The sequence below is a fragment of the Bacillus bingmayongensis genome, from assembly GCF_000299035.1.
Taxonomy (GTDB): Bacteria; Bacillota; Bacilli; order Bacillales; family Bacillaceae_G; genus Bacillus_A; species Bacillus_A bingmayongensis.
This window is the reverse complement of sequence record NZ_JH921521.1, coordinates 5,001-26,047: the sequence shown is the minus strand read 5'-3', so window position 1 is coordinate 26,047 and position 21,047 is coordinate 5,001. Positions and strand designations below refer to the sequence as shown.

Sequence of the window (21,047 nt, the reverse complement as noted above, 5' to 3'; positions counted from 1 at the left end):
CGACATAAATATAATAATTCCTTACAAATATTTCATATTTCCTTAACAAACGAAAAATACAATGAAAGTTGTAATAAAAAATTTACAGGGGGATAGGAAATGTTTAAAAAAGCAATCCGTTCAGCAGTTGTAGCGACCTTCTTGCTTCAAACATTAGCGGGGCCAGCCCACGTCACTTTTGCAGAAGAGAAGGAACAAGATCAGCAAGTTCTCATTTCAGAAGTTCATTATACGGATGATCTACGCTATATCGAATTGTATAACTCATCATCAAAAGTTATGAATATGAGAAATGTTCAACTGAAGGTCAATGGAAAAGTGCTACAACTTAAGAATGAAGATGAAAAGCAATCTGTACAACCAAAAGAAACGAAGTTAATCTTATTTGGAGATAAAACAGTTAATGAGATTAATGAGCGCTATAAGACGGGAATAAAAGAAAGTCATGTATTATTTGCTACTGAGGATTTAAGTGGTGAACAAATTAAGATTGAAGTAATGAATGAGAAAAATAAAACGGTAGATGTTATTGAAACACAAAAAGAGAATAAAGATGTATCAATTCATTCTTTTTGGAATGAAACAAAGAAAGAGATAAAAAATGAAATACCATCGCCTGGGACTTACACTACATTCCAATTGCAGGAAAAAGAAAAAGCACCTACAGAAGCCACACAAAAAGAGGCAGTCCACTCAGACTCCAAACAACTAGAGCATGAACCACCAAAAGCTTCACAACCAGAACCTATACAACCTGACTCCAAAGAAACGATAGAAAAGCAGCCGGCACAAAAAGATAATAATCAAAAAGAAAAACCATTACAAGAAACAGCTCATGTACCTAAAATGAAAATTAATGCACATGAAGATTTACCGATTGAAATTCAGTTAGCGAGTGTATACGATGAGGCAAAAGTAAACGTTGTGTACCGTAGTGCTTCCGGCCTGTTAATGAAAAAACTGGAAATGAACAAAGGTGAGAATAATTTGTATTCTGCTGTTGTTCCAAAGTTAGATATTTGGTTTGATACGTTTACATATTGGTTTGAAATTGAACAGAGTGGAAAGGTTATTACATTTCCAGAAAAAGAACAATTTAAAAGTGCTATCGAGCATCAAACCGAAGATTATACAAAGAATAGGGCAGTTATGATTACGGAACTAATGCCAGATACGATAAATGTGAACGGGAAAGATAGATATGAATTTATAGAGATATACAATAATTCAAGTGAAGCAATACAATTGAAAGATTATAAGCTTATTTATAAGTATTCAGAAACTGAAAGTGAAGATTGGAATTTTACAGAAAATGCGACAATCTCATCAAAGGGAACGAAAGTGTTTTGGATTAAAAATGAAGGGAATGCAGCGTTATCAAAACAAAATTTTATTCAAGCATACGGTGGGAATATAAATGAAGAACAAGTGCTTCAAATTGAAGCAGATGGAATGTCTAATAGCGCTGGAAGAACCATTCAATTTGCTGATCAGTACGGAACTGTTTTATCATCTGCAACATATGGAAAAGAGGATGTAAAGGTTGGCCAGAGTGTCGCGTATGCATACAAAACTGAAAGTGTTGAAATGCAAAAAGTAGGTTTGTTTGAAAAAGGAACACCTGGTGTGCAAATACCATTTCAAGTGCCGTTAGAACCAGTAAAACAATCAGAACAAGTTGGCGTTAAGATTGAGCATACAGCATCCCCTACTCATACAGCAACAGAAGATTTAACTATTGCTGCAACGATTAAAGGCGGAGAGAATGTAGCTGTTTTGTATACCCAAGATGGCAAGTTAACACATAAAAAATTGCAGATGAATAAAGAAGGAAATGGCGATATTTATAAGGTGACAATTCCTCAGGAAGAGCTATGGGGAAACTCGTTATTCTATAAAATTGTCGTACAAGGTAATCAAAAAACAATTGAAAAATCTTATGAAACAAAAGTAGAGCATAAAAAAGTAGACCCGCAAAGTATACCGCCATTTTTGATTACTGAAGTGACCCCAGACACGACAAATGTCGGGAATGCAGATGGATATGAATTTATTGAAGTATATAACAATAGCAAGCAAGATATTAATTTTAAGGATTATACAATTCGGTATCGTTATCCATCCGAAGGACCAGAAGGGGATCTTATTTGGGGATCCACTCCAGATGATGTTGTAATTCCATCAGGGAAATCTCTCGTATTTTGGATTATAAATGGTGAAAACAATGAGAAAACTGTCGCTGACTTTAATAAACAATTTGGCGCGAACTTAGTAGAAAATAAAAATATTGTTAGAATATACTCAAATGGAATGGCGAATGGAAGTGCACGAGGTATTGTCGTTGCAACAAAGACGGGGAAAGAAATTACTGCTGCTTATTATAATGATCAAGCAAACCAAGCAGATGTGAAAGCCGATAAGGGAATTTTATATCGCTATCCTGAAGATGGCTCGCAAATTATGCAAAAGATTAGTATCGCAGAACATAATGCATCCCCTGGAACTATATTAGAAGGGCAAGTACCAGCTGAACGAGTTGCCTTGAAAGAAGATACGATTGCGCCGACGATTTCACATAAAGCGGCAGAAGGACTAATTTCTGAATTTCAAGATCATAAACTGAGTTTTTCAGTTCTTGATAACGAACAATTGAAAAGTGTGAAATTATATTACAAAACGAATCCAAATGCAGAATATAAAGTTGAAAATTTAGTAGAGGACCGTGCAGATAAACAATATCATTATACGATTTACTCACCTGAATTAATTGGGAAAGAGAAAATAACATATTACTTGGAAGCTTCTGATGGTTTAAATGTAGTAAAAAGTGATATGTATTCAGTACAAATAGCTGGAGAGAAAGATAAGGGGCCTCTTCGCCTTAATGTACAGGATGAAGAAGTGGTCGCAAATCAAGTTTTATTAAAAGGAACCTCTTCGTCGGTGGGGGCTGAACAACTTTCGCTTTTAGTGGACGGAAAGAAAGTAGAGACGAACACATATCGTGCTTTAGAGAAGCCTGCTTATTTCGCTTTCGATGTGAAGCAAACTGATTTGTATTTTAAAAATGCAGTTACCATTGGGAATGAAGTATTGCGTGTATTTGATGATACGTATAGTGATTATGTCACATTAACTGTAAAAATTGATCAATCAAAAATTAAATATAATGAGCCGTTCAAAATTGATATTCGATCTGGCACAAAAACATCACCATTTGACGATCGAGTTGAAGAGAACAAAGATGATTTTTATTTGAAAAACGTCCGCCTCGTATTAGCAGATGGAACGACATTATATGATCCGAATTTTGCAAATCCAAATCAGGAATTATCAATTGGTGATGGAGATACATCAACACCGGTATTTACATTCGGATTCCAAGTTCCAGAAGACAAGTTTATTTTGAATGCGTATTTATGGGATACAAAACAAGTGAAGGATGGAAAACATCGAATTGCAGTGCAAGATGGTGTGAATCAAGAAGTTGTTGCGAATGTACAAGTTGACAATACTTCACCACAGATTTCTACTACAGTGCAGAACAAGAAAAAATATAAAGGGAAAATTCCAATTGATGTAACAGTTACAGATGATATAGCAGGAGTGAAAAGTAAAAAAGTTATATTGGATGGTAAAGAGATTATAACTCCATATGAAACATCATCTGCACAATTAGAAGCAGGAAAGCATGAGTTACATGTAGAAGCTGAGGACCAAGTAGGAAATCGGCAGGAAAAGACAATTCTATTTGAAACTTGGGCAGAGGACCCAACAGATCCTACTCCAATTACCCCTAAAGATGGAGAGGAAAATGTGGGCACGAATCCGACGCTTGAAGCAAAAGTAATCGATCCGACAAATGATGCAATGAAAGCAACATTTTATAAAGGATATACTTATAAGCCGAATCAAACGGATCGTATAAAAATTACCGAAAATGCGATAGAACAAGAACCACCACAAGCTTTTGCTGTGAATGGTGAGAAAAGTTTTGACCAAGACCAGCTAAGTAAGGTTAGTAAAAAAGATGGGAAATATTATACAACGGAATCAACAGAGAAATTTCCATATCATCGTTTTGATGTAACAGTTGCTGCTGATGTGAAAGACGAAGATACAGTAGAAGTAAAATGGTATGGACATTCTCTAGAAGGAAGAAAAGTTACGATGTATGCTTGGAATCATGCGACAAATAAATGGACAGAACTTACATCGAAAATTGCTGGGGATAAGGACTTTGAATTAAAAGGTGCTGTATTAGCGAAAGAATATGTAAAAGATCACAAAGTAAGTGTAATCGTGCAAGACCAAATTCCAAGTTCACCAAATAAGTTTGATTACACATTTGTATGGATGTCGGATACACAGTATTACTCTGAAAGTTATCCACATATTTACAAAAGTCAAGTTGACTGGATTGCTGCGCAAAAAGATCCATTAAATATTAAATATGTATTCCATACAGGAGATCTTGTTGATAAATCATATCAAGAATTTCAATGGCAACGCGCAGACGAATATATGAAAGTACTTGAAAATGCGAAAGTACCGTATGGTGTATTGGCTGGGAATCACGATGTAAATCATAAAGATGAAGACTATACAGCATACTCGAAATATTTTGGGGATTGGCGTTTTAAAGATAAGCCATTTTACGGTGAAAGTTATAAGGATAACCGTGGACACTATGATTTGATTTCAGCAAAAGGAAACGACTTTATTATGCTGTATATGGGATGGGGCGTTACAGATGAAGATATTCAATGGATGAAGGAAGTATTGCAGAAATATCCAAATCGAAAGGCAATTTTATCATTACATGAATATTTACTTGTATCAGGTAACCGCAGCCCAATTGGTGACAAACTTTTTAATGAAGTAGTTAAACCGAATAAAAATGTGTTAGCTGTGTTAAGTGGACATTATCATGATAGTGAGAAATTAGTTGATGAAATTGATGATAATGGAGACGGAATCGCAGATCGTAAAGTATATCAAATGCTAGCGGATTATCAAGGTGGTCCAGAAGGTGGACAAGGTTATATGCGTCTCTTACAATTTGATGCAACTGCGAACAAAATGTATGTTAAAACGTACTCCCCATATTTAAATGAATACAATTTTTATAAACCAGAAGAGTATCCAGGAAAAGATGAATTTGAATTAGACGTTGATTTGAAACCTGCGATAAAACAAGTTGCAACAGACTATGTAGAAGTAAACGTGTACATGAATGAAGTAATTGGTAAAGATAACTTTGTGGCAAATTGGCGCAACGCAAAAGTGAAATGGGAGAACTTAAAGGAAAATACGATGTATCATTGGTATATAAAAGTTGAAGATCGATATGGCGGTCGAGTAACTTCACCAGTTTGGTCCTTTACAACAGGTAAAAAAGGTTGAAGATGGAACGTGTTCCCGAATTAGGGAACACGTTTTTTTAATCATAAGAAACTTTTGTACCGTGCGTCCAATCCGCTTCGCTTCTTTGAAGACCACCTCGAGATTCAATCTCTTTTATAATTTCTTTGTAAATCGTTTGGCCTTCTACGTTTAAATAAGGCATGATTTGCTGTAAGGAATGGTGAAAATAAGCTAATTCATCTTGTTTCCATTCTTCTTTCGAAATCATAGATAGTTCTGTCATATCGCGTCCAACGTACATGCTGTACACCTCCATCATCTGTAGTTTGAATGAGCCTAGAGAGATATATGCGTCAATTAAAAAATAATTTTCCGGATATCTTTTAGGATGGTTGGTTACATTATTAATTGTGGAGGTGAGAAAGATGAGTAAAAAACAACAAGGATATAATAAAGCAACTTCTGGCGCTAGCATTCAAAGTACAAATGCTAACTATGGTACAGAGTTTGCAACTGAGACAAACGTACAAGCAGTAAAACAACAAAATGCACAATCAGAAGCAAAAAAAGCACAGGCTTCTAGCGCTGGTGTTCAAAGTGCAAATGCTAGCTACGGTACAGAGTTTGCAACTGACACTGATGTGCAAGCAGTAAAACAACAAAACGCAAAATCAGCAGCGAAAAAATCACAATCTTCTAGCACGAATCAATAACAAAGAAAAACACTTCTCGATTCAAGAGAAGTGTTTTCTTTGTTTGCAATGAATGATCTTTTACTAGTGAAAGTCTAATGGTATTCAACTCGATTGTTTTGAGAATTTTGTGGAGAGAGCCGACATAACTTCTAATAAGTCAACAAATGTAGTCAAAGGAGAAGGAGGTAGGAGATTAGAAAATAGTTAGTAGCGATGTATCCTGTATGAATAGATGATGAGAATTTATTGGAAACAGGGGGTAAATGATGAATTCATTTGATAAGTTGGTAGGAGAGCAGTTGCAAACAATGGATGAGTTACTGAAGTTACAAGCACATCTAGAGAAGTACCAACAGATCGAAACAAGTGAACAAGGAAAGTGCGATAAAAAAGATTTGCATTTTATTCGTCAAGAAATATACAAAACAGAACAAGCTTTGAAGCTTTTGCATGAAAAATTTGAGCAACAAACAAATGAAGTGATTCATTCTTTTGAAACTGAAAAAATAATTTCTAACTAAAGAAGTGACATATTTTGATACTTTAGTTGGAAAAGCCCTTTCTAAATTTATGCAGAAGGGCTTTTTGTTGCATCATGATTTGTCAATGGGGAGTAATTCATTCATGTTTATGAAAGCTGGATTGTATCGGTTTAGTTTTAAAATTTTGACAAAAAAGTTATAATAGAAAAAAAGTGAATTCGGCTCAATACGTTTTTTAAAGGAACGATACTAGTTAGGGCAACTTTAGAAGAGCGTTCACAGTGAAAGAAGGGAGCACGTATGGGATTTCCCAAAGAAGGAGAAAAAGTACAAATACATAGTTATAAACATAATGGCTTCATTCATAGAATGTGGGAAGAGACTACAATTTTAAAAGGGACACAAAGTCTCGTAATTGGTGCAAATGATCGGACTGTAGTAACTGAATCAGATGGTCGGACATGGATTACGCGTGAGCCTGCAATTTGTTATTTTCATTCAAATTATTGGTTTAATGTAATCGGTATGTTAAGAGAAGAGGGAGTATACTATTATTGTAATTTAAGTTCTCCATTTGCGTATGATTCGGAAGCATTAAAGTATATTGATTATGATTTAGATATTAAAGTATATCCAGATATGACATATACACTTTTAGATGAAGACGAGTATGAGAAGCATAGTCAGATGATGAATTATCCTCCTGTGATTGATACGATACTAAAAAGAAATGTAGAGTATTTAACACAGTGGATTCATCAAAGAAAAGGGCCGTTTGCGCCAGACTTTGTTGATATGTGGTATGAACGGTATTTAATGTATAGAGATTAGAGCAAACCTGCAGGGATTTTCCCGGCAGGTTTGTCCTATTAAGGGGGAATTACATGCAAGGAATAAAAAGATATTTACAATTTGTAAAACCATATCGGTGGCTTATTACAATTACAATTATTATTGGACTCATTAAGTTTGGTATTCCGCTTATTATGCCATGGTTATTAAAGTATATTATTGATGATGTTATTCAAGGCAGTGGATCACTTCAGGAAAAAACCTCACAATTGATAACGGCAATCGGTATTGCCTTTTTTATTTTTGGTGTACTGAGACCGCCTGTTGAATATTATCGTCAATATTTTGCACAGCGTATTGGTAATACGGTACTTTATGACTTGCGAAAACATATTTTTGGGCATCTACAAAAGTTGAGCTTACGCTACTATTCAAATACAAAAACGGGTGAAATTATTTCGCGCGTAATTCATGATGTAGAGCAGACGAAGGATTTTGTTATTACAGGGCTTATGAATGTTTGGCTCGATACAGCTACGATTTTTATTGCAATTGTAGTTATGTTTTCTATGAATATAAAATTAACGCTCGTTGCATTGTTAATTTTGCCAATTTATGCAATTGCAGTGAAATATTTTTTCGGGCGTCTTCGTAAATTAACGAGAGCGCGTTCACAAGCATTAGCAACGATGCAAGGTTACTTACATGAGCGTATCCAGGGGATGCAAGTGACACGTAGTTTTGCATTAGAAGAGTATGAAAAGGGGCAGTTTGAAAAGAAAAATAATGAGTTTTTAACAAAAGCATTAACACATACAAGTTGGACAGCGCGAACATTTTCTACAGTGAATACGTTAACGGATTTAGGACCGTTACTTGTTATTGCGTTTGCGGCATATGAAGTGATTCAAGGTTCTTTAACACTTGGAACGATGGTTGCTTTTGTTGGCTATATGGATAGTTTATATAGTCCGTTGCGCCGCCTTGTTAATTCTTCTACAACACTTACGCAATCATTTGCATCAATGGATCGAGTGTTTGAGCTGTTAGATGAAAAGTATGATATTGTAAATATTCCAAACGCAATTGAAGCAAAAAAGCTTTCTGGTGAAATTGTATTTGATCAAGTTTCTTTTCGGTATAATGCTGATGAAAAAGATGTACTACATCACCTTTCTTTCTCAATTCGCCCTGGAGAAAAAGTTGCCCTCGTTGGAGCGAGTGGAGGAGGGAAATCATCCCTAGCTAATTTAATTCCAAGATTTTACGATGTTTCTAGTGGTGCGATTTATGTAGATGGTGTGAATGTGAGAGATTATAATGTAAGAAATTTACGTAGTCATATCGGTATTGTCTTGCAAGATAATCTATTATTTAGTGATACGATTCAATCTAATATTTTATATGGAAAGCCGGAAGCGACGAAAGAGGAAGTCATTGCGGCTGCAAAAGCAGCGCAGATTCACAATTTCATTATGAATCTACCAGATGGCTACGATACAGTTGTTGGAGAAAGAGGCGTAAAGTTGTCTGGTGGACAAAGACAGCGTGTAGCGATTGCACGTGTGTTTTTGAAAAATCCTTCTTTACTTATATTAGACGAAGCAACATCGGCTTTGGACTTAGAGAACGAAAGACATATTCAAGAGGCTCTTCAAACATTAGCTGCGGATCGTACAACAATAATCATTGCTCATAGATTGGCAACCATTACACATGTGGATACAATTATATATATCGAAGATGGTGAAATAAAAGAAAAGGGTTCTCATGAACAATTAATGCAAAAACGAGGATTTTATTATAATTTATATCAAATTCAACATATAGAAGAAACAGCCCATTTGGCATAAAGGGGCTGTTTCTTTATTCGTCTTCCTTTTTTTCATCAATTTGTAGTTCGTCTTCTGGTTTGTGATACGTATAAAAACTATCTACAAGTAAATCTAAATGTTCAACTTCTTCACTGTAATTAATAATTGAAGAAATAAGAGGGAAGAGGTGTAACCATATTTCATAGGATTCTTCATCATCTTTATTTTGATAGTCCATAAATATATCGATTAATTCTTGCTTACCTGTTTCTACTTCATCAAGCATCTCAACAGACTGTTGTTTTTTCGCTTTGCCAATAAATTTTAATAAAACTTGTTCATGATAGTGTGTTAATGAATCTAATTCATTTTGAATGGATTCTTGAAATGGTTCAGGCATATATCGTAATTCATTTTCAGTGCGATGTAACGCCTTTAATGTACTTAATGCACGACTAGTTGTTGCTAACATTTGTCTAAATAAGACGAGCTTACGAATTTTTGCGAATTGTACTTTTTTCGTATAGCTTCTTTCTTCTTTGTAAAGTAAGTAGTAATGATTTAATTTAATCATTTTTTCTTTCATACGATCAATATCTGTTTTCAGTGTTGTAAAATCAGAAGCTTGCCTGCTGTTCATACGAATCCATTTCACAATTTCTTCAGTGTTATCAACGATACGATGATATAGTTTTGTTTCGTATTTTGGCGGCATAAACATTAAATTTACAAGTGAGGCTGCGATAATTCCGGTCATAATCGTTGCAAAGCGAAGTAGAGCGAAGTCAAAGAAGTTTGCTCCTTGATACTCCATAATTGCAATAACCGTTACTAAAGCGATTGATATTGTATTTTCTAAACGTAATTGTAATGTAAGAGCAATAACTAATATACAAGTTAATCCAATAATAAAAGGATTATTTCCAAAAGCAAAAGCAAATGCGATAGCGAATACTGCACCAATTACGTTTGCTTGAATTTGTTCGAGTGCAGTCAAATACGAGCGGTATACAGATGGCTGTACAGCAAAAATTGCTGAAATTCCCGCGAATACGGGACTCGGTAGTTGTAGCAAAGTACAAGCAAATAAAGCTAATGTAATGGCAATACCGGTTTTTAAAATGCGAGCACCTAGTTTCATACCCTTTTTAATATCCTTTCTCTCTTGTCATAATGAATGTACAACATGATACTATACATTCATTACAATATGTTAGCAAGTGATATTTTAGTAATATTCAAAAAGTCCGGTAAAGATAGCTACCCGATTTCTTCGCCAGCCTCGCTAGTCCGGTACTCATGTAGTATAAGCTACACTCCGTATCCTCCTGGCAGCTGCGCCTCGAACTGCTCGGCTCTCTTTATCCTCCTTTTTGAACGCTTATGTTTACTGAAAAAACCTGCTGAAATTCAGCAGGTTTTCAAATTTGTTATTATAGATTACTATGTGATGCTCACTTCGTCAATTTTAAGTGAATAAAATTGGATTGTATCATTCTGTTGAAATAGATGGGTCTGCCTGTTCTTTTTTCGGAATGACTTCATAAAAGTGAAGATGAATGTCCTCTAATAACGGTGTTAAGAGAGCGACTTCTTCATATTGTTCATGCTCGTTTAATACGCGAATATAGTCTAATAATAATTCGGTAACGTCTGATTTCCCGTTTTTGCTAAGCGGACGTAATGTTACATTCGCTCCTTTTGCAATTCTTCTTCGCAGGGCAGATTCTGTTAAACCAAGTTCAGGTTGATGGCGTAAATAAACGACACCACCAGTCATACCTGCACAAATCCATGGGCCAGGATCACCAAGAACGAGAGCCCGACCGTTTGTCATATATTCAAAAGCGAAGCCTTTAATATTTGCATGAACACCGAGATTCCCATGTTCTTTTTCTCGAAGTGGTTTTGTGATTCTTCCCCCGATGATCATATCTGCTCCAGACAAGCGAATGCCAGCACGTGCATCAGCGTTACCTTGCACATATAAAATTCCTTTTTGTGCACCGTATCCAAACCCTTTTCCAACAGAACCGTTATAATATGTTCCATCTTTTCCTTTTGCTTTTGTGATATAAATGCCACCGCCGAATGAGGTTTTTCCGATGCCATCTTGTGCACCGCCATTTACGTGAATAAATAAGTTTTCGCTATTGTAGGCACCTAATCCATTTCCGGGAACGGAACCATTTGTATACTTTAAGGTAATTGGTTCAAGCGTATTGTTGTCATATAATTTACTGCGGACTCGGTAGCATGATTCAAGACCACCCATTACGCGTTGATCTACACCAACACCAACTAGCTCTTTTGATTGGAAAGAAGCGGTTGGTGTCTCCTGTTGTTGCTGCGCTGCTTCTGTTATCGTGTAGGAAGCACTCTCTAATGTGTATAATAAATTTTGTAAATCTAATAGTTCTGTGCCGCGCGTTTGTTCTAGCAGATCAGAACGACCAACAATTTCTTGTAAGTTCGCATAACCGAGCCCGCCTGTTAAACGTTTAAGCTCTGTTCCGAAAGTGGTAAATAGGTGCAATAAACCTTCTACAGCATTCTCAAATTGGCGTGGAACAAAACGGCGTAGTCCATGTTCTTTTGCCTGTGCTTCTGATTCAATTTGTGTTGCAATACCAACATGACACGTATCTAAGTGACAGCCCCGGCACGTTGTACAGCCGATTGCAATCATGGATAAAGTACCAAATCCAATGCGGTTTGCACCAAGAAGCATAATTTTTAGCGCATCATTTACACTACGAATACCACCATCAGCCCAAATCTCTACATTGTGTCTCATATTTGCTTCTAATAGAGCGTTATGAGCAGCTTTTACTCCGATTTCAACCGGGAGGCCTACATGTTGCAGGGCATGAATACGTGCAGCACCTGTTCCACCATCAAAGCCGCTAATATTAATAAAATCAGCACCAGCTTTTGCAATTCCTACAGCAATTGTTCCGATGTTAGGGACAACTGGGACTTTGACAGCGACTTTTGCATGTTGATTGGCTGTTTTAATTTCGGTAATAATTTGTGCTAAATCTTCAATCGAGTAAATATCATGGTTATTGGAAGGAGAAATCAAGTCCGAACCAATTGTTGCATTACGTGCTTCTGCGATTTTAGAAGTTACCTTTGATCCAGGTAAATGTCCGCCTTCACCAGGTTTTGCCCCTTGCCCAATCTTGATTTCAATTAAATTTGATGAGTTTAACAGTTCGGCATTCACTCCAAAACGCCCTGATGCAATTTGTTGGCCACGTGTATGTGGGTATTTACCAATCATATCTTTAATTTCTCCGCCTTCACCGTTTAAACTAATCATATTGAGGCGATCAGCTGCTTCTGCATAAGCTCGGAATGCAATTTCATTTTGTGAGCCAAATGACATCGAACTAATAATAAATGGTAAGTCATGATTTTTTACTCTAATTGAAACGTGTTCAGTCGGAACTGGTTGCTCTGCTTCTTTCATTTGGACAAGGTGACGAATTGCAATGGGATTCTTATCTTCTACTTCAGCTAATTTCTCGCGATAATTATCGTAAGCATTTCCTTTTGCCACATCACCAATTGCTTTCCAAATGCGAGGGAATATATGAAACGTTTTTCTCATTCTAACTTTTGGATTGCTATAATCAAGTGCTCGAGCTTTTGCATCTTTTGCTAAAGATTCAAGTGAAAATGCTACAGTGTGTGATCCTAAAAAGTTTGTAATTTGTAGTATGTTTGCGATTTCTTCGTGTAAACCAATTGAAGAGAAGAGGCGGCCGTAACCACGCAGTTCATGGATGCCAATAGTCGAAATGACTTTTTCAAGCCCTTTGTTTAGTGCCTTATATAAATTTGAAAGTGGTATTGTTGTCCCATCATTTACGGTTGCAAACATTAAATATGGATTAATAACATCTGCACCTAGTCCATACAGTGTAACAATATCGTGTAAAGAACGGAGAGCGCCGGATCTTATCACAATGGAGCATTTTCGGCGTAATTTGTGTTCGGTTAGTTCTTGGTGTACTTTAGCTGTAATCAAATGGGGATCAATCCATAAGTGTTCATTTTGATGAGCTTTTGCATCATCAAGTAATAACAGAGAAGCCCCTTTTTTAATAGCTGTTACAGCTTCGGCGCTAATTCGATTTAATGCATCATGTAAAGTTTCTGATGGTAGAAATGTAACAGATAACTTGTAAACTGTGCTATGAATTGCAAATAAATTTATAAGTTGTTCATATGAGAGGGTTTCTAAATCTTCTGAAAGCGATTGTGCTAAATTACCTTCTAATATAATTGGTGACAAAAGTTCGGTAACAAAAGTTTGCTGCTGATCGCTAAATAAGCTAGGACGTTCCCCTAGTACTGTACGTGTAGAGAAATGCTCAACTTCTCGGTCTCGGTCGATTGCTGGGTTTGTAACAACGGCAACACTTTCTTTTATAAAATCGGCAATGTTTCGTCTATCTGTATCAAGTGCAGCGAGAGGGGCGTCATGGCCGAGTGAACGAATTGGTTCAACACCTTTTGTTGCCATTTGCTCAAGAAGTTGGATATGCTCACGATCCCAGCCGAAAGCTACATACTGCTCTGTTTCAACTTGAGAGAGGCAAAATAATCCTTCAATCTTTTCCACAGCTGGAGTAGATAAGTTGAAATGATAATCTGAAAAATGAATGCGTTGTTTCATTCGGTTATATACTTCTTCTTGATATGTTTCATATTCGTAGAGAACGAGGTTACCTTGTGTATTCCACTTTAAACCTACTTTTTCTCCAGGGGCAAGTGATTTTGGTTCTGCTACGTATTCAGATGGTGATACTACACCTGGTTCAGAAGAAAAGATATAGGAACTTTCTGTTTCTACTTTCCAAACTGGCCGCAAACCAAGTGAATCTACACTAAAAACAGCTTCATCTTTATAACGTGAAATAATACCGGCCGGTCCCTGGGCGAAGTGTCCCCATGCTTCACGCATATACGTATATAAATCTTGCATATGTGGTTCGTATAATTTAATCTCATTAATAATTGGTGGAAATAGTACATCCATTGCTTCAAATAGACTGTATTTGTAGTGAACAAGAAGTGTTTCTAGGGTGCGGTTTAAATCTTGAGAATCACTGCCTCCAGCAGTAAGTGGTACATCGATCATTTCGGCTTGATCGCGTAATTTGGAAATGGTATTAATTTCACCATTATGTCCAAGGACGCTAAATGGTTGCACGCGAAAAAAATTAGATAATGTATTTGTAGAATAGCGATTATGTCCAAGTGTCATTGTTGACGCAATAAGTGGGTGCTGTAAATCGTCGTAGTAGGCAACAAGTGTATCGCCAGCACCAAGAACTTTGTATACAACATGGTCGTGACTTAATGAAGCAACATGGATTGCTGTATTTTCTTCAATTTCAATTGTTAAAGAAAATAGTACTTGATCGATGTGTTCGTTTGTCGTTTCTGAAAGAATGGCAATTTGCCAAAATAAAGGCTCTTCTTGTTTACCAAGAGGACCAAGGGCGTCAGAATTTATAACATCATCACTTTCGAAAATAACAGTGAGGTTTTTATTGTTTAATTTATTACGAATACTGTTTTTTAAAAGATTAGGATTTTCTTTTTTGTTTAGAAAAAAATGTCCAACGATAAAGTGGGGATGATCCACAATCGCTGGATTATATCCGCTATTTTTTAATTTTTCTTTCCAAAGGGCTTTCGGTAAGTCGATATGAACGCCAATACCATCGCCTTCGCCATTAATAAAGCCAGCACGATGGTTCATTTTTACAAGTGATTGTATACAAAGATCGATGTTTTCTTTTGTTGGCACATTCTGTTTTTCCATAACGGAAACGATTCCACACGCATCGTGTTCTGCATTTGCGTAATTTCGAAATAAAGACGGTGTCCATTTATTTGTATTGTTAGGCATCCGTCAATCCCCCCTCTGTTATAAAGTTAAGAATAATCTAATTATTAAAGGCGTATATTGCCTTATAGATAACAGAACAATTAATATGAATTTCAATATAAGACAGATAATTATGAATAATTATACTATTAATGTGCGATTTATGAAATAGAAAAAAGAAAAAAATAGAGGATGGCCTCTATTTTTTCTTTTGAGTACGTATTTTCTTATGCGTTTGCTAAGGCAGCGAATGCTCTGCCCACAGCTTCGATTGTATATTCGATATCTTCTTTTGTATGTTCTGTTGTTAAGAACCAAGCTTCATATTTAGATGGAGCTAAGTTAATGCCTTCATTGAGCATAAGCTTGAAGAATTTACCGAACATTTCCCCATCTGTATTTTGAGCAGCGTCATAATCTTCAATTGTATCTGTTGTGAAATATACAGTTAAAGCACCTTTTAGACGGTTTACTGTAATATCGATACTATGTTTTGCAGCTTGTTCTAAAATACCTTTTTCAAGCATTGCTCCAAGCTCATCTAGTTTTTCGTATACCCCTTCTTGTTGTAGCACTTCTAAGCAAGCAATACCAGCTGCCATAGAAGCTGGATTTCCAGCCATTGTACCAGCTTGATAAGCAGGGCCGAGCGGTGCAACTTGTTCCATAATTTCCTTCTTACCACCATATGCACCGATTGGAAGACCGCCGCCAATTACTTTACCAAGTGCTGTTAAATCTGGTGTTACACCAAGTAAATCTTGAGCACCGCCGTACATAAAGCGGAAAGCTGTGATTACTTCATCATAAATAACTAGTGCGCCAGCTTCGTGAACAAGCTCATTCACTTTTTCTAGGAAGCCAGGTTTCGGTTCTACAATTCCGAAGTTCCCAACGATTGGCTCTACAAGAATAGCTGCTACTTCATGTCCCCATTTATCTAGTGCCTCTTTTAATGTTTCTACATTGTTAAATGGAACGGTAATAACTTCTTGTGCAATACTTTGCGGTACACCAGCAGAATCAGGAGTACCAAGAGTAGAAGGACCAGAACCAGCTGCTACAAGCACTAAGTCTGAATGACCATGGTAGCAACCAGCAAACTTCATGATTTTTGTGCGACCTGTATAAGCGCGAGCCACACGAATTGTTGTCATAACAGATTCCGTACCAGAGTTTACGAAACGAACTTTATCTAAAGCAGGCATTGCTTCTTTTAACATTTTTGCAAATTTTACTTCTAGTGCTGTTGGTGTTCCGTATAAAACACCATTTTCAGCTGCTGTTTTAATTGCTTCTGTTACGTGAGGGTGAGCGTGTCCTGTAATGATTGGACCATATGCGGCTAAATAATCGATATATTTGTTACCATCTACATCCCAAAAATAAGCACCCTTTCCGCGTTCCATTGCAACAGGTGAACCGCCGCCAACTGCTTTGAAAGAACGAGAAGGACTGTTAACACCACCAACGATATGTTCTAACGCTTCTTTATGTAATGCTTCTGATTTTGTGAAATTCACTACAATTCATCTCCTTACAAAAATCTATGTATTATTCTAACATGTTTTTCGAAAAGACGTATTGTTTGTGATAGGAATGGCAGTTGGGTAAACTATTCGTTGTGGTATCGAGGAAGGGGGTCCGATTATGAAATCGGTAATTGAAGTACAAGGATTACGTAAAGAATTTACAGCATATTCAAGCCGCTCTGGTTTAAAAGGTGCATTTCGCGATTTATTAAATCGTAATTATAAAATAGTACCAGCAGTGAATGATGTTTCGTTTACTGTAAAACAAGGTGAAATGGTTGGCTATATTGGTGAAAATGGTGCGGGTAAATCAACGACAATTAAAATGTTAACTGGAATTTTAACACCGACGTCTGGTCAAATTACAGTAAATGGTATGAATCCGCATAAACAACGAGAAGAATTTGTGAAAACAATTGGTGTTGTATTTGGTCAACGCTCACAGCTTTGGTGGGATATTGCGGTACAAGAATCATTTCGCTTATTAAAGAAAGTTTATGGTGTATCGGACGCGGAGTACAAGGAACATATGGAGCATGTTATTGAAACGCTAGATATTGGGCCTTTGTTAGATAAGCCAGTACGAAAGTTATCGCTTGGTCAACGAATGCGTTGTGAATTAGCGGCAGCGTTAATTCATAATCCACCGCTTTTATTTTTGGATGAGCCAACAATTGGATTAGATGTTCTTGTGAAATTAAAAATCCGTGAGTTTTTAAAAGAAATGAATGAACGTTATAAAACAACAATTTTATTAACAACGCATGATATTACCGATATTGAAGCGTTATGTGAACGCGTCATTATGCTGGATGAAGGAAACATTATGTACGATGGATCATTAGAAAAACTTCGTTCGCAGTGGGGAGCAGAAAAAGAAATACATTTTCAATTTACTGCACCAGTTTCATACCAACAATTATCAATGTTAATGCCAGATAATCATGTAGCTTGGTCGCAAGGGAAAGAAGAATATACATGGATTGCGAAAATACCAAATGAAGAAGTAATAATTTCTATGCTCATTTCCAAAGTAGTTCAAGCTTTTCAAATTAAAGATTTAAAAATTAATGAAGTTTCGACAGAAGAAATTATTCGTAATATTTATGAAGAAGGTATCATTCATGGGTAAGTATATAGAAATGATTCGTGTTCGTTTTTTAATGATGCTTGCTTATCGAACAAACTACTATAGTGGGATTTTAATTTATACAATTAACATCGGAGCATATTATTTTTTATGGCAAGCTATTTACAGTGGGAAAGAGAATATTGAAAGTTTATCGATTTCTCAAATGACAACCTACATTGCCATCGCATGGATGGCTCGCGCTTTTTATTTTAATAATATTGACAGAGAAATTGCGATGGAAATTCAAGAGGGACGTGTAGCTGTTGAATTAATTCGTCCATATAACTATTTAGGAATGAAAGTTATGCAAGGTCTTGGAGAGGGAATTTTCCGTTTTGCATTCTTTTCTATTCCAGGTATGGTTATTGTTACACTTTTATTCTCATTACAAATTACAACAAATTTTCAAACGTGGTTGTGGTTTTTCCTATCGTTAATATTCAGCTTTATTATTAATACACAAATTAACTTAATGACAGGCATGCTTACTTTTTTCTTATTTAATAACAGTGGGATTATGTATGCAAAACGTGTGGTTATTGATTTATTTTCAGGTTTATTACTACCCATTAGTTTTTATCCTCTATGGGCACAAAAAGCAATGGTATTTTTACCATTTCAAGCAATCAGCTATATTCCGAGTATGATTTTTTCTGAGGGAATACAGGGAAGTAAGTTGTATCAAGCTTTATTATTTCAAATGATTTGGGCAGTCGTACTTATTGTTCCAATTGTGCTGATGTGGAAAACGGCGAGAAAGCGCCTAATTGTACAAGGGGGATGATGAGATGCTGTATATAAAACTGTTTTTGCAATATGCAAGCCAATATATCAAAACGAAGCTCGAGTATCGTGGTGATTTTATTGTCGGGTTATTATCTGATTTACTATTACAAGCTGTTAATTTAATTTTTATACTTGTTGTTTTTGGACATACGCAGGCATTAAAAGGATGGAGTCGTGAAGAGGTTATTTTTATTTATGGCTTTTTCTTAGTTCCGTTTGCTATCTTTTCTTCTTTCTTTAATATATGGGACTTTAATGACAGGTACATTATTAAAGGAGAAATGGATCGCGTTTTAACAAGACCAATTCATAGTTTATTCCAAATTATATTAGAGCGAATGGAACTGGAGTCTTTAATTGGTGCAGTTACTGGGATTATTGTAATGGGGTATGCGGCAGTGCAACTTGAATTATCCTTTTATTGGTACGATTTCTTTCTTTTCTTGTTCATGGTAGCAGGAGGGGCGCTTGTGTATGGCGGGATATTTGTAACGCTCGCGAGTATTGGTTTTTGGTCAGATGCGAAAAGTTCAATTATGCCACTGATGTATAACATAGGAAATTATGGACGCTATCCGGTAAATATTTATAACCGTGTGATTCGCTTTGTTTTAACGTTTGTATTACCATTTGCGTTTGTTGGCGTATATCCAGCTGCATATTTTCTTAGAAAGACGGAATGGAATAGTTATGCGTTTGCGACACCGATTGTTGGTGTGATTTGTTTTACAATTGCAATCACGCTTTGGAATTTTGGAGTGAAGAAATACCGTGGTGCGGGAAACTAACGGTGGGTATACAAGTTTCATCTACTGTGGGATAAATTGTTCTTTGCCTTCATACATATAGGATGAGGTGGAGGACATGTTATGGGGGCTTATTTTGTTAATTGCAGCGATTGCTGTGTTAAGAAGTATTCAAATATTATGGAGCTCATACTCAGATTCGAAGCGTTTCTTTTCCTTGTATAATCTAACTTCATTATTTCTAATTTATACAACAGTGCTTATCGCATTTGGATTAAGTTATGTTGTATTAGAAGAAAGTGGATTTGCAGCCTTAAGAGAAGATGGAGAAAGTTTAAATGTTCATTCTTTCCAGCTAGTAGAAGTGTGCTTATATTTTAGCGCGGTTACTTTATTATCAGTTGGATATGGTGATATAACTCCTGTTGGAATTGGGCGCTGGATTGCAATTATTGAAGCGCTAATAGGATATACTTTGCCGTTTGCATTTGTAGTTCGGACCGTGATAGACAATGAAAAATAAGATAACATTTGTTATAGTAGAAGGAAAGATAAGGAGTGGTAAAGATGGTCGTAGTAGGAGAAATGGCACCGGATTTTACACTAGAAGGAAGTAACGGAGAGCAGATTAAACTATCGGATTTTCACGGAAAAAATGTAGTGCTATATTTTTATCCGAAAGATATGACACCAGGATGTACAACAGAAGCGTGTGATTTCCGTGACGCATATGGGTTATTCCAAGAAAAAGATACGGTTATACTTGGTGTAAGTCCAGATCCAGCGAATAGGCATTTGAAATTTATTGAAAAGCATGATTTGCCATTCGTACTTTTAGTAGATGAAGATCATAAAGTGGCAGAACTATATGATGTATGGAAGTTGAAAAAGAATTTTGGAAAAGAGTACATGGGAATTGAAAGATCTACGTTTCTTATTAATAAAGATGGTGAACTGGAAAAAGAATGGCGAAAAGTAAAGGTAAAAGGACATATTGAAGACGTCCTTTCACATTTGAATTAAGGTTCTGCATGAGCAAGAATTAAAGAAATTCATTATGATGTAAGTACTATGAGGCATATGCCTATACCCTTTTGCTGATGTTTCATACATTAAAAGGGTAGGGCATACCTCCTCAGATGATAGTATTCCAAGTGCGATTATTTCGCACTTTTTTCTATGTAAATGTATAAAGATAGGACAAACATACATAAGAATAAGGTTAGGTGAAAAATAAACTACATAGTTATAGTAGAAATATTGACGATTGACAAGAAAAGGAGTACACTCTTTATAAGAATTATAAAATAATAATCCGTATAGAATCGGGGTGCATGACGGTGGTCAAAGAAGAATTAAAAGAAGCGCTAGAAATGCTGAAAAATACGGGTGTACGCATTACTCCACAGCGTCATGCTATTTTAGAGTACCTTGTGGAATCTATGACGCACCCAACAGCGGATGAAATTTATAAAGCGTTAGAAGGTAAGTTTCCAAATATGAGCGTTGCAACTGTCTATAATAACTTACGTGTATTTAAAGAGGTTGGTCTTGTTAAGGAACTAACTTATGGAGACGCTTCAAGTAGATTTGATTATGTTACAAGTCAGCATTACCATGTGATTTGTGAAAACTGTGGTAAGATTGTTGATTTTCCTTATGAAGGTTTGGAAAAACTTGAAGATGAAGCTGCAAAAACAACGGGCTTCGTTATTAATAGTCATCGTTTAGAAATTTATGGCGTATGTCCAGAGTGTCATAAGGCGTAATATATAATAAAGAAAGAGGTCGAC

General features: G+C 36.1%; 15 protein-coding genes. 11 read left to right on the top strand and 4 right to left on the bottom strand.

Translation table 11 applies throughout. The annotated features are described in order from the left end of the window. Positions 1-99: 99 nt before the first annotated feature. Entirely contained in the window at positions 100-5,406 is a 5,307-nt protein-coding gene (locus Y7E_RS0125220; RefSeq protein WP_017153986.1) for a lamin tail domain-containing metallophosphoesterase family protein, read from the top strand. Between the two features lie 37 nt (positions 5,407-5,443). Here Y7E_RS0125220 and Y7E_RS0125215 read toward each other — a convergent pair whose 3' ends face one another. Then, complete coding sequence (locus Y7E_RS0125215; RefSeq protein WP_017153985.1) at positions 5,444-5,668, bottom strand: hypothetical protein; 225 nt, start codon at positions 5,666-5,668, stop codon at positions 5,444-5,446. A 124-nt stretch (positions 5,669-5,792) separates the two neighbouring features. Between Y7E_RS0125215 and Y7E_RS0125210 the strand changes: the two genes are divergently transcribed. The 4 genes from Y7E_RS0125210 to Y7E_RS0125195 all read left to right on the top strand — a co-directional run bounded on the left by Y7E_RS0125210 (position 5,793) and on the right by Y7E_RS0125195 (position 9,189). After that, positions 5,793-6,080: a gamma-type small acid-soluble spore protein gene (locus tag Y7E_RS0125210; protein ID WP_017153984.1), complete on the top strand. Its 288-nt coding sequence runs from the start codon at positions 5,793-5,795 to the stop codon at positions 6,078-6,080. Between the two features lie 248 nt (positions 6,081-6,328). Then, positions 6,329-6,583 (top strand): YgaB family protein, encoded by a 255-nt coding sequence (locus tag Y7E_RS0125205; RefSeq protein WP_017153983.1) that lies wholly within the window; start codon positions 6,329-6,331, stop codon positions 6,581-6,583. Positions 6,584-6,844: 261 nt separating this feature from the next. Continuing rightward, positions 6,845-7,375 (top strand): nucleoside tri-diphosphate phosphatase, encoded by a 531-nt coding sequence (gene ntdP / locus Y7E_RS0125200; protein ID WP_017153982.1) that lies wholly within the window; start codon positions 6,845-6,847, stop codon positions 7,373-7,375. A gap of 53 nt (positions 7,376-7,428) precedes the next feature. Continuing rightward, complete coding sequence (locus tag Y7E_RS0125195; protein ID WP_017153981.1) at positions 7,429-9,189, top strand: ABC transporter ATP-binding protein; 1,761 nt, start codon at positions 7,429-7,431, stop codon at positions 9,187-9,189. A 13-nt stretch (positions 9,190-9,202) separates the two neighbouring features. On the opposite strand, the gene Y7E_RS0125190 is transcribed toward Y7E_RS0125195, so the two are convergent. From Y7E_RS0125190 to hemL, 3 genes are all read right to left on the bottom strand, one after another. Then, positions 9,203-10,291: an aromatic acid exporter family protein gene (locus Y7E_RS0125190; RefSeq protein ID WP_017153980.1), complete on the bottom strand. Its 1,089-nt coding sequence runs from the start codon at positions 10,289-10,291 to the stop codon at positions 9,203-9,205. 351 nt (positions 10,292-10,642) lie between these two features. Beyond that, the gene (locus Y7E_RS0125185) at positions 10,643-15,079 is read right to left on the bottom strand and encodes a glutamate synthase-related protein (protein WP_017153979.1); all 4,437 of its coding nucleotides are present in this window, start codon (positions 15,077-15,079) and stop codon (positions 10,643-10,645) included. Positions 15,080-15,285: 206 nt separating this feature from the next. After that, positions 15,286-16,581: a glutamate-1-semialdehyde-2,1-aminomutase gene (gene hemL, locus Y7E_RS0125180; RefSeq protein WP_017153978.1), complete on the bottom strand. Its 1,296-nt coding sequence runs from the start codon at positions 16,579-16,581 to the stop codon at positions 15,286-15,288. Positions 16,582-16,708: 127 nt separating this feature from the next. Between hemL and Y7E_RS0125175 the strand changes: the two genes are divergently transcribed. The 6 genes from Y7E_RS0125175 (at position 16,709) to perR (ending at position 21,023) form a co-directional block, all read left to right on the top strand. Then, positions 16,709-17,722: an ABC transporter ATP-binding protein gene (locus tag Y7E_RS0125175; RefSeq protein WP_017153977.1), complete on the top strand. Its 1,014-nt coding sequence runs from the start codon at positions 16,709-16,711 to the stop codon at positions 17,720-17,722. After that, a complete protein-coding gene (locus Y7E_RS0125170) occupies positions 17,715-18,506 on the top strand; it encodes an ABC transporter permease (RefSeq protein ID WP_017153976.1) in 792 nt (263 codons plus the stop codon). The genes Y7E_RS0125175 and Y7E_RS0125170 overlap by 8 nt, the downstream gene beginning before the upstream one ends. Before the next feature lie 4 nt (positions 18,507-18,510). Further along, complete coding sequence (locus Y7E_RS0125165) at positions 18,511-19,296, top strand: ABC transporter permease (RefSeq protein ID WP_017153975.1); 786 nt, start codon at positions 18,511-18,513, stop codon at positions 19,294-19,296. A 76-nt stretch (positions 19,297-19,372) separates the two neighbouring features. Further along, positions 19,373-19,777 carry a potassium channel family protein gene (locus tag Y7E_RS0125160; protein WP_017153974.1) on the top strand — a complete coding sequence of 135 codons (405 nt, stop codon included), beginning with the start codon at positions 19,373-19,375 and terminating at the stop codon, positions 19,775-19,777. Positions 19,778-19,821: 44 nt separating this feature from the next. After that, the gene (gene bcp, locus Y7E_RS0125155; RefSeq protein ID WP_017153973.1) at positions 19,822-20,277 is read left to right on the top strand and encodes a thioredoxin-dependent thiol peroxidase; all 456 of its coding nucleotides are present in this window, start codon (positions 19,822-19,824) and stop codon (positions 20,275-20,277) included. 317 nt (positions 20,278-20,594) lie between these two features. Continuing rightward, positions 20,595-21,023: a peroxide-responsive transcriptional repressor PerR gene (gene perR, locus Y7E_RS0125150; RefSeq protein ID WP_017153972.1), complete on the top strand. Its 429-nt coding sequence runs from the start codon at positions 20,595-20,597 to the stop codon at positions 21,021-21,023. Positions 21,024-21,047: the final 24 nt, after the last annotated feature.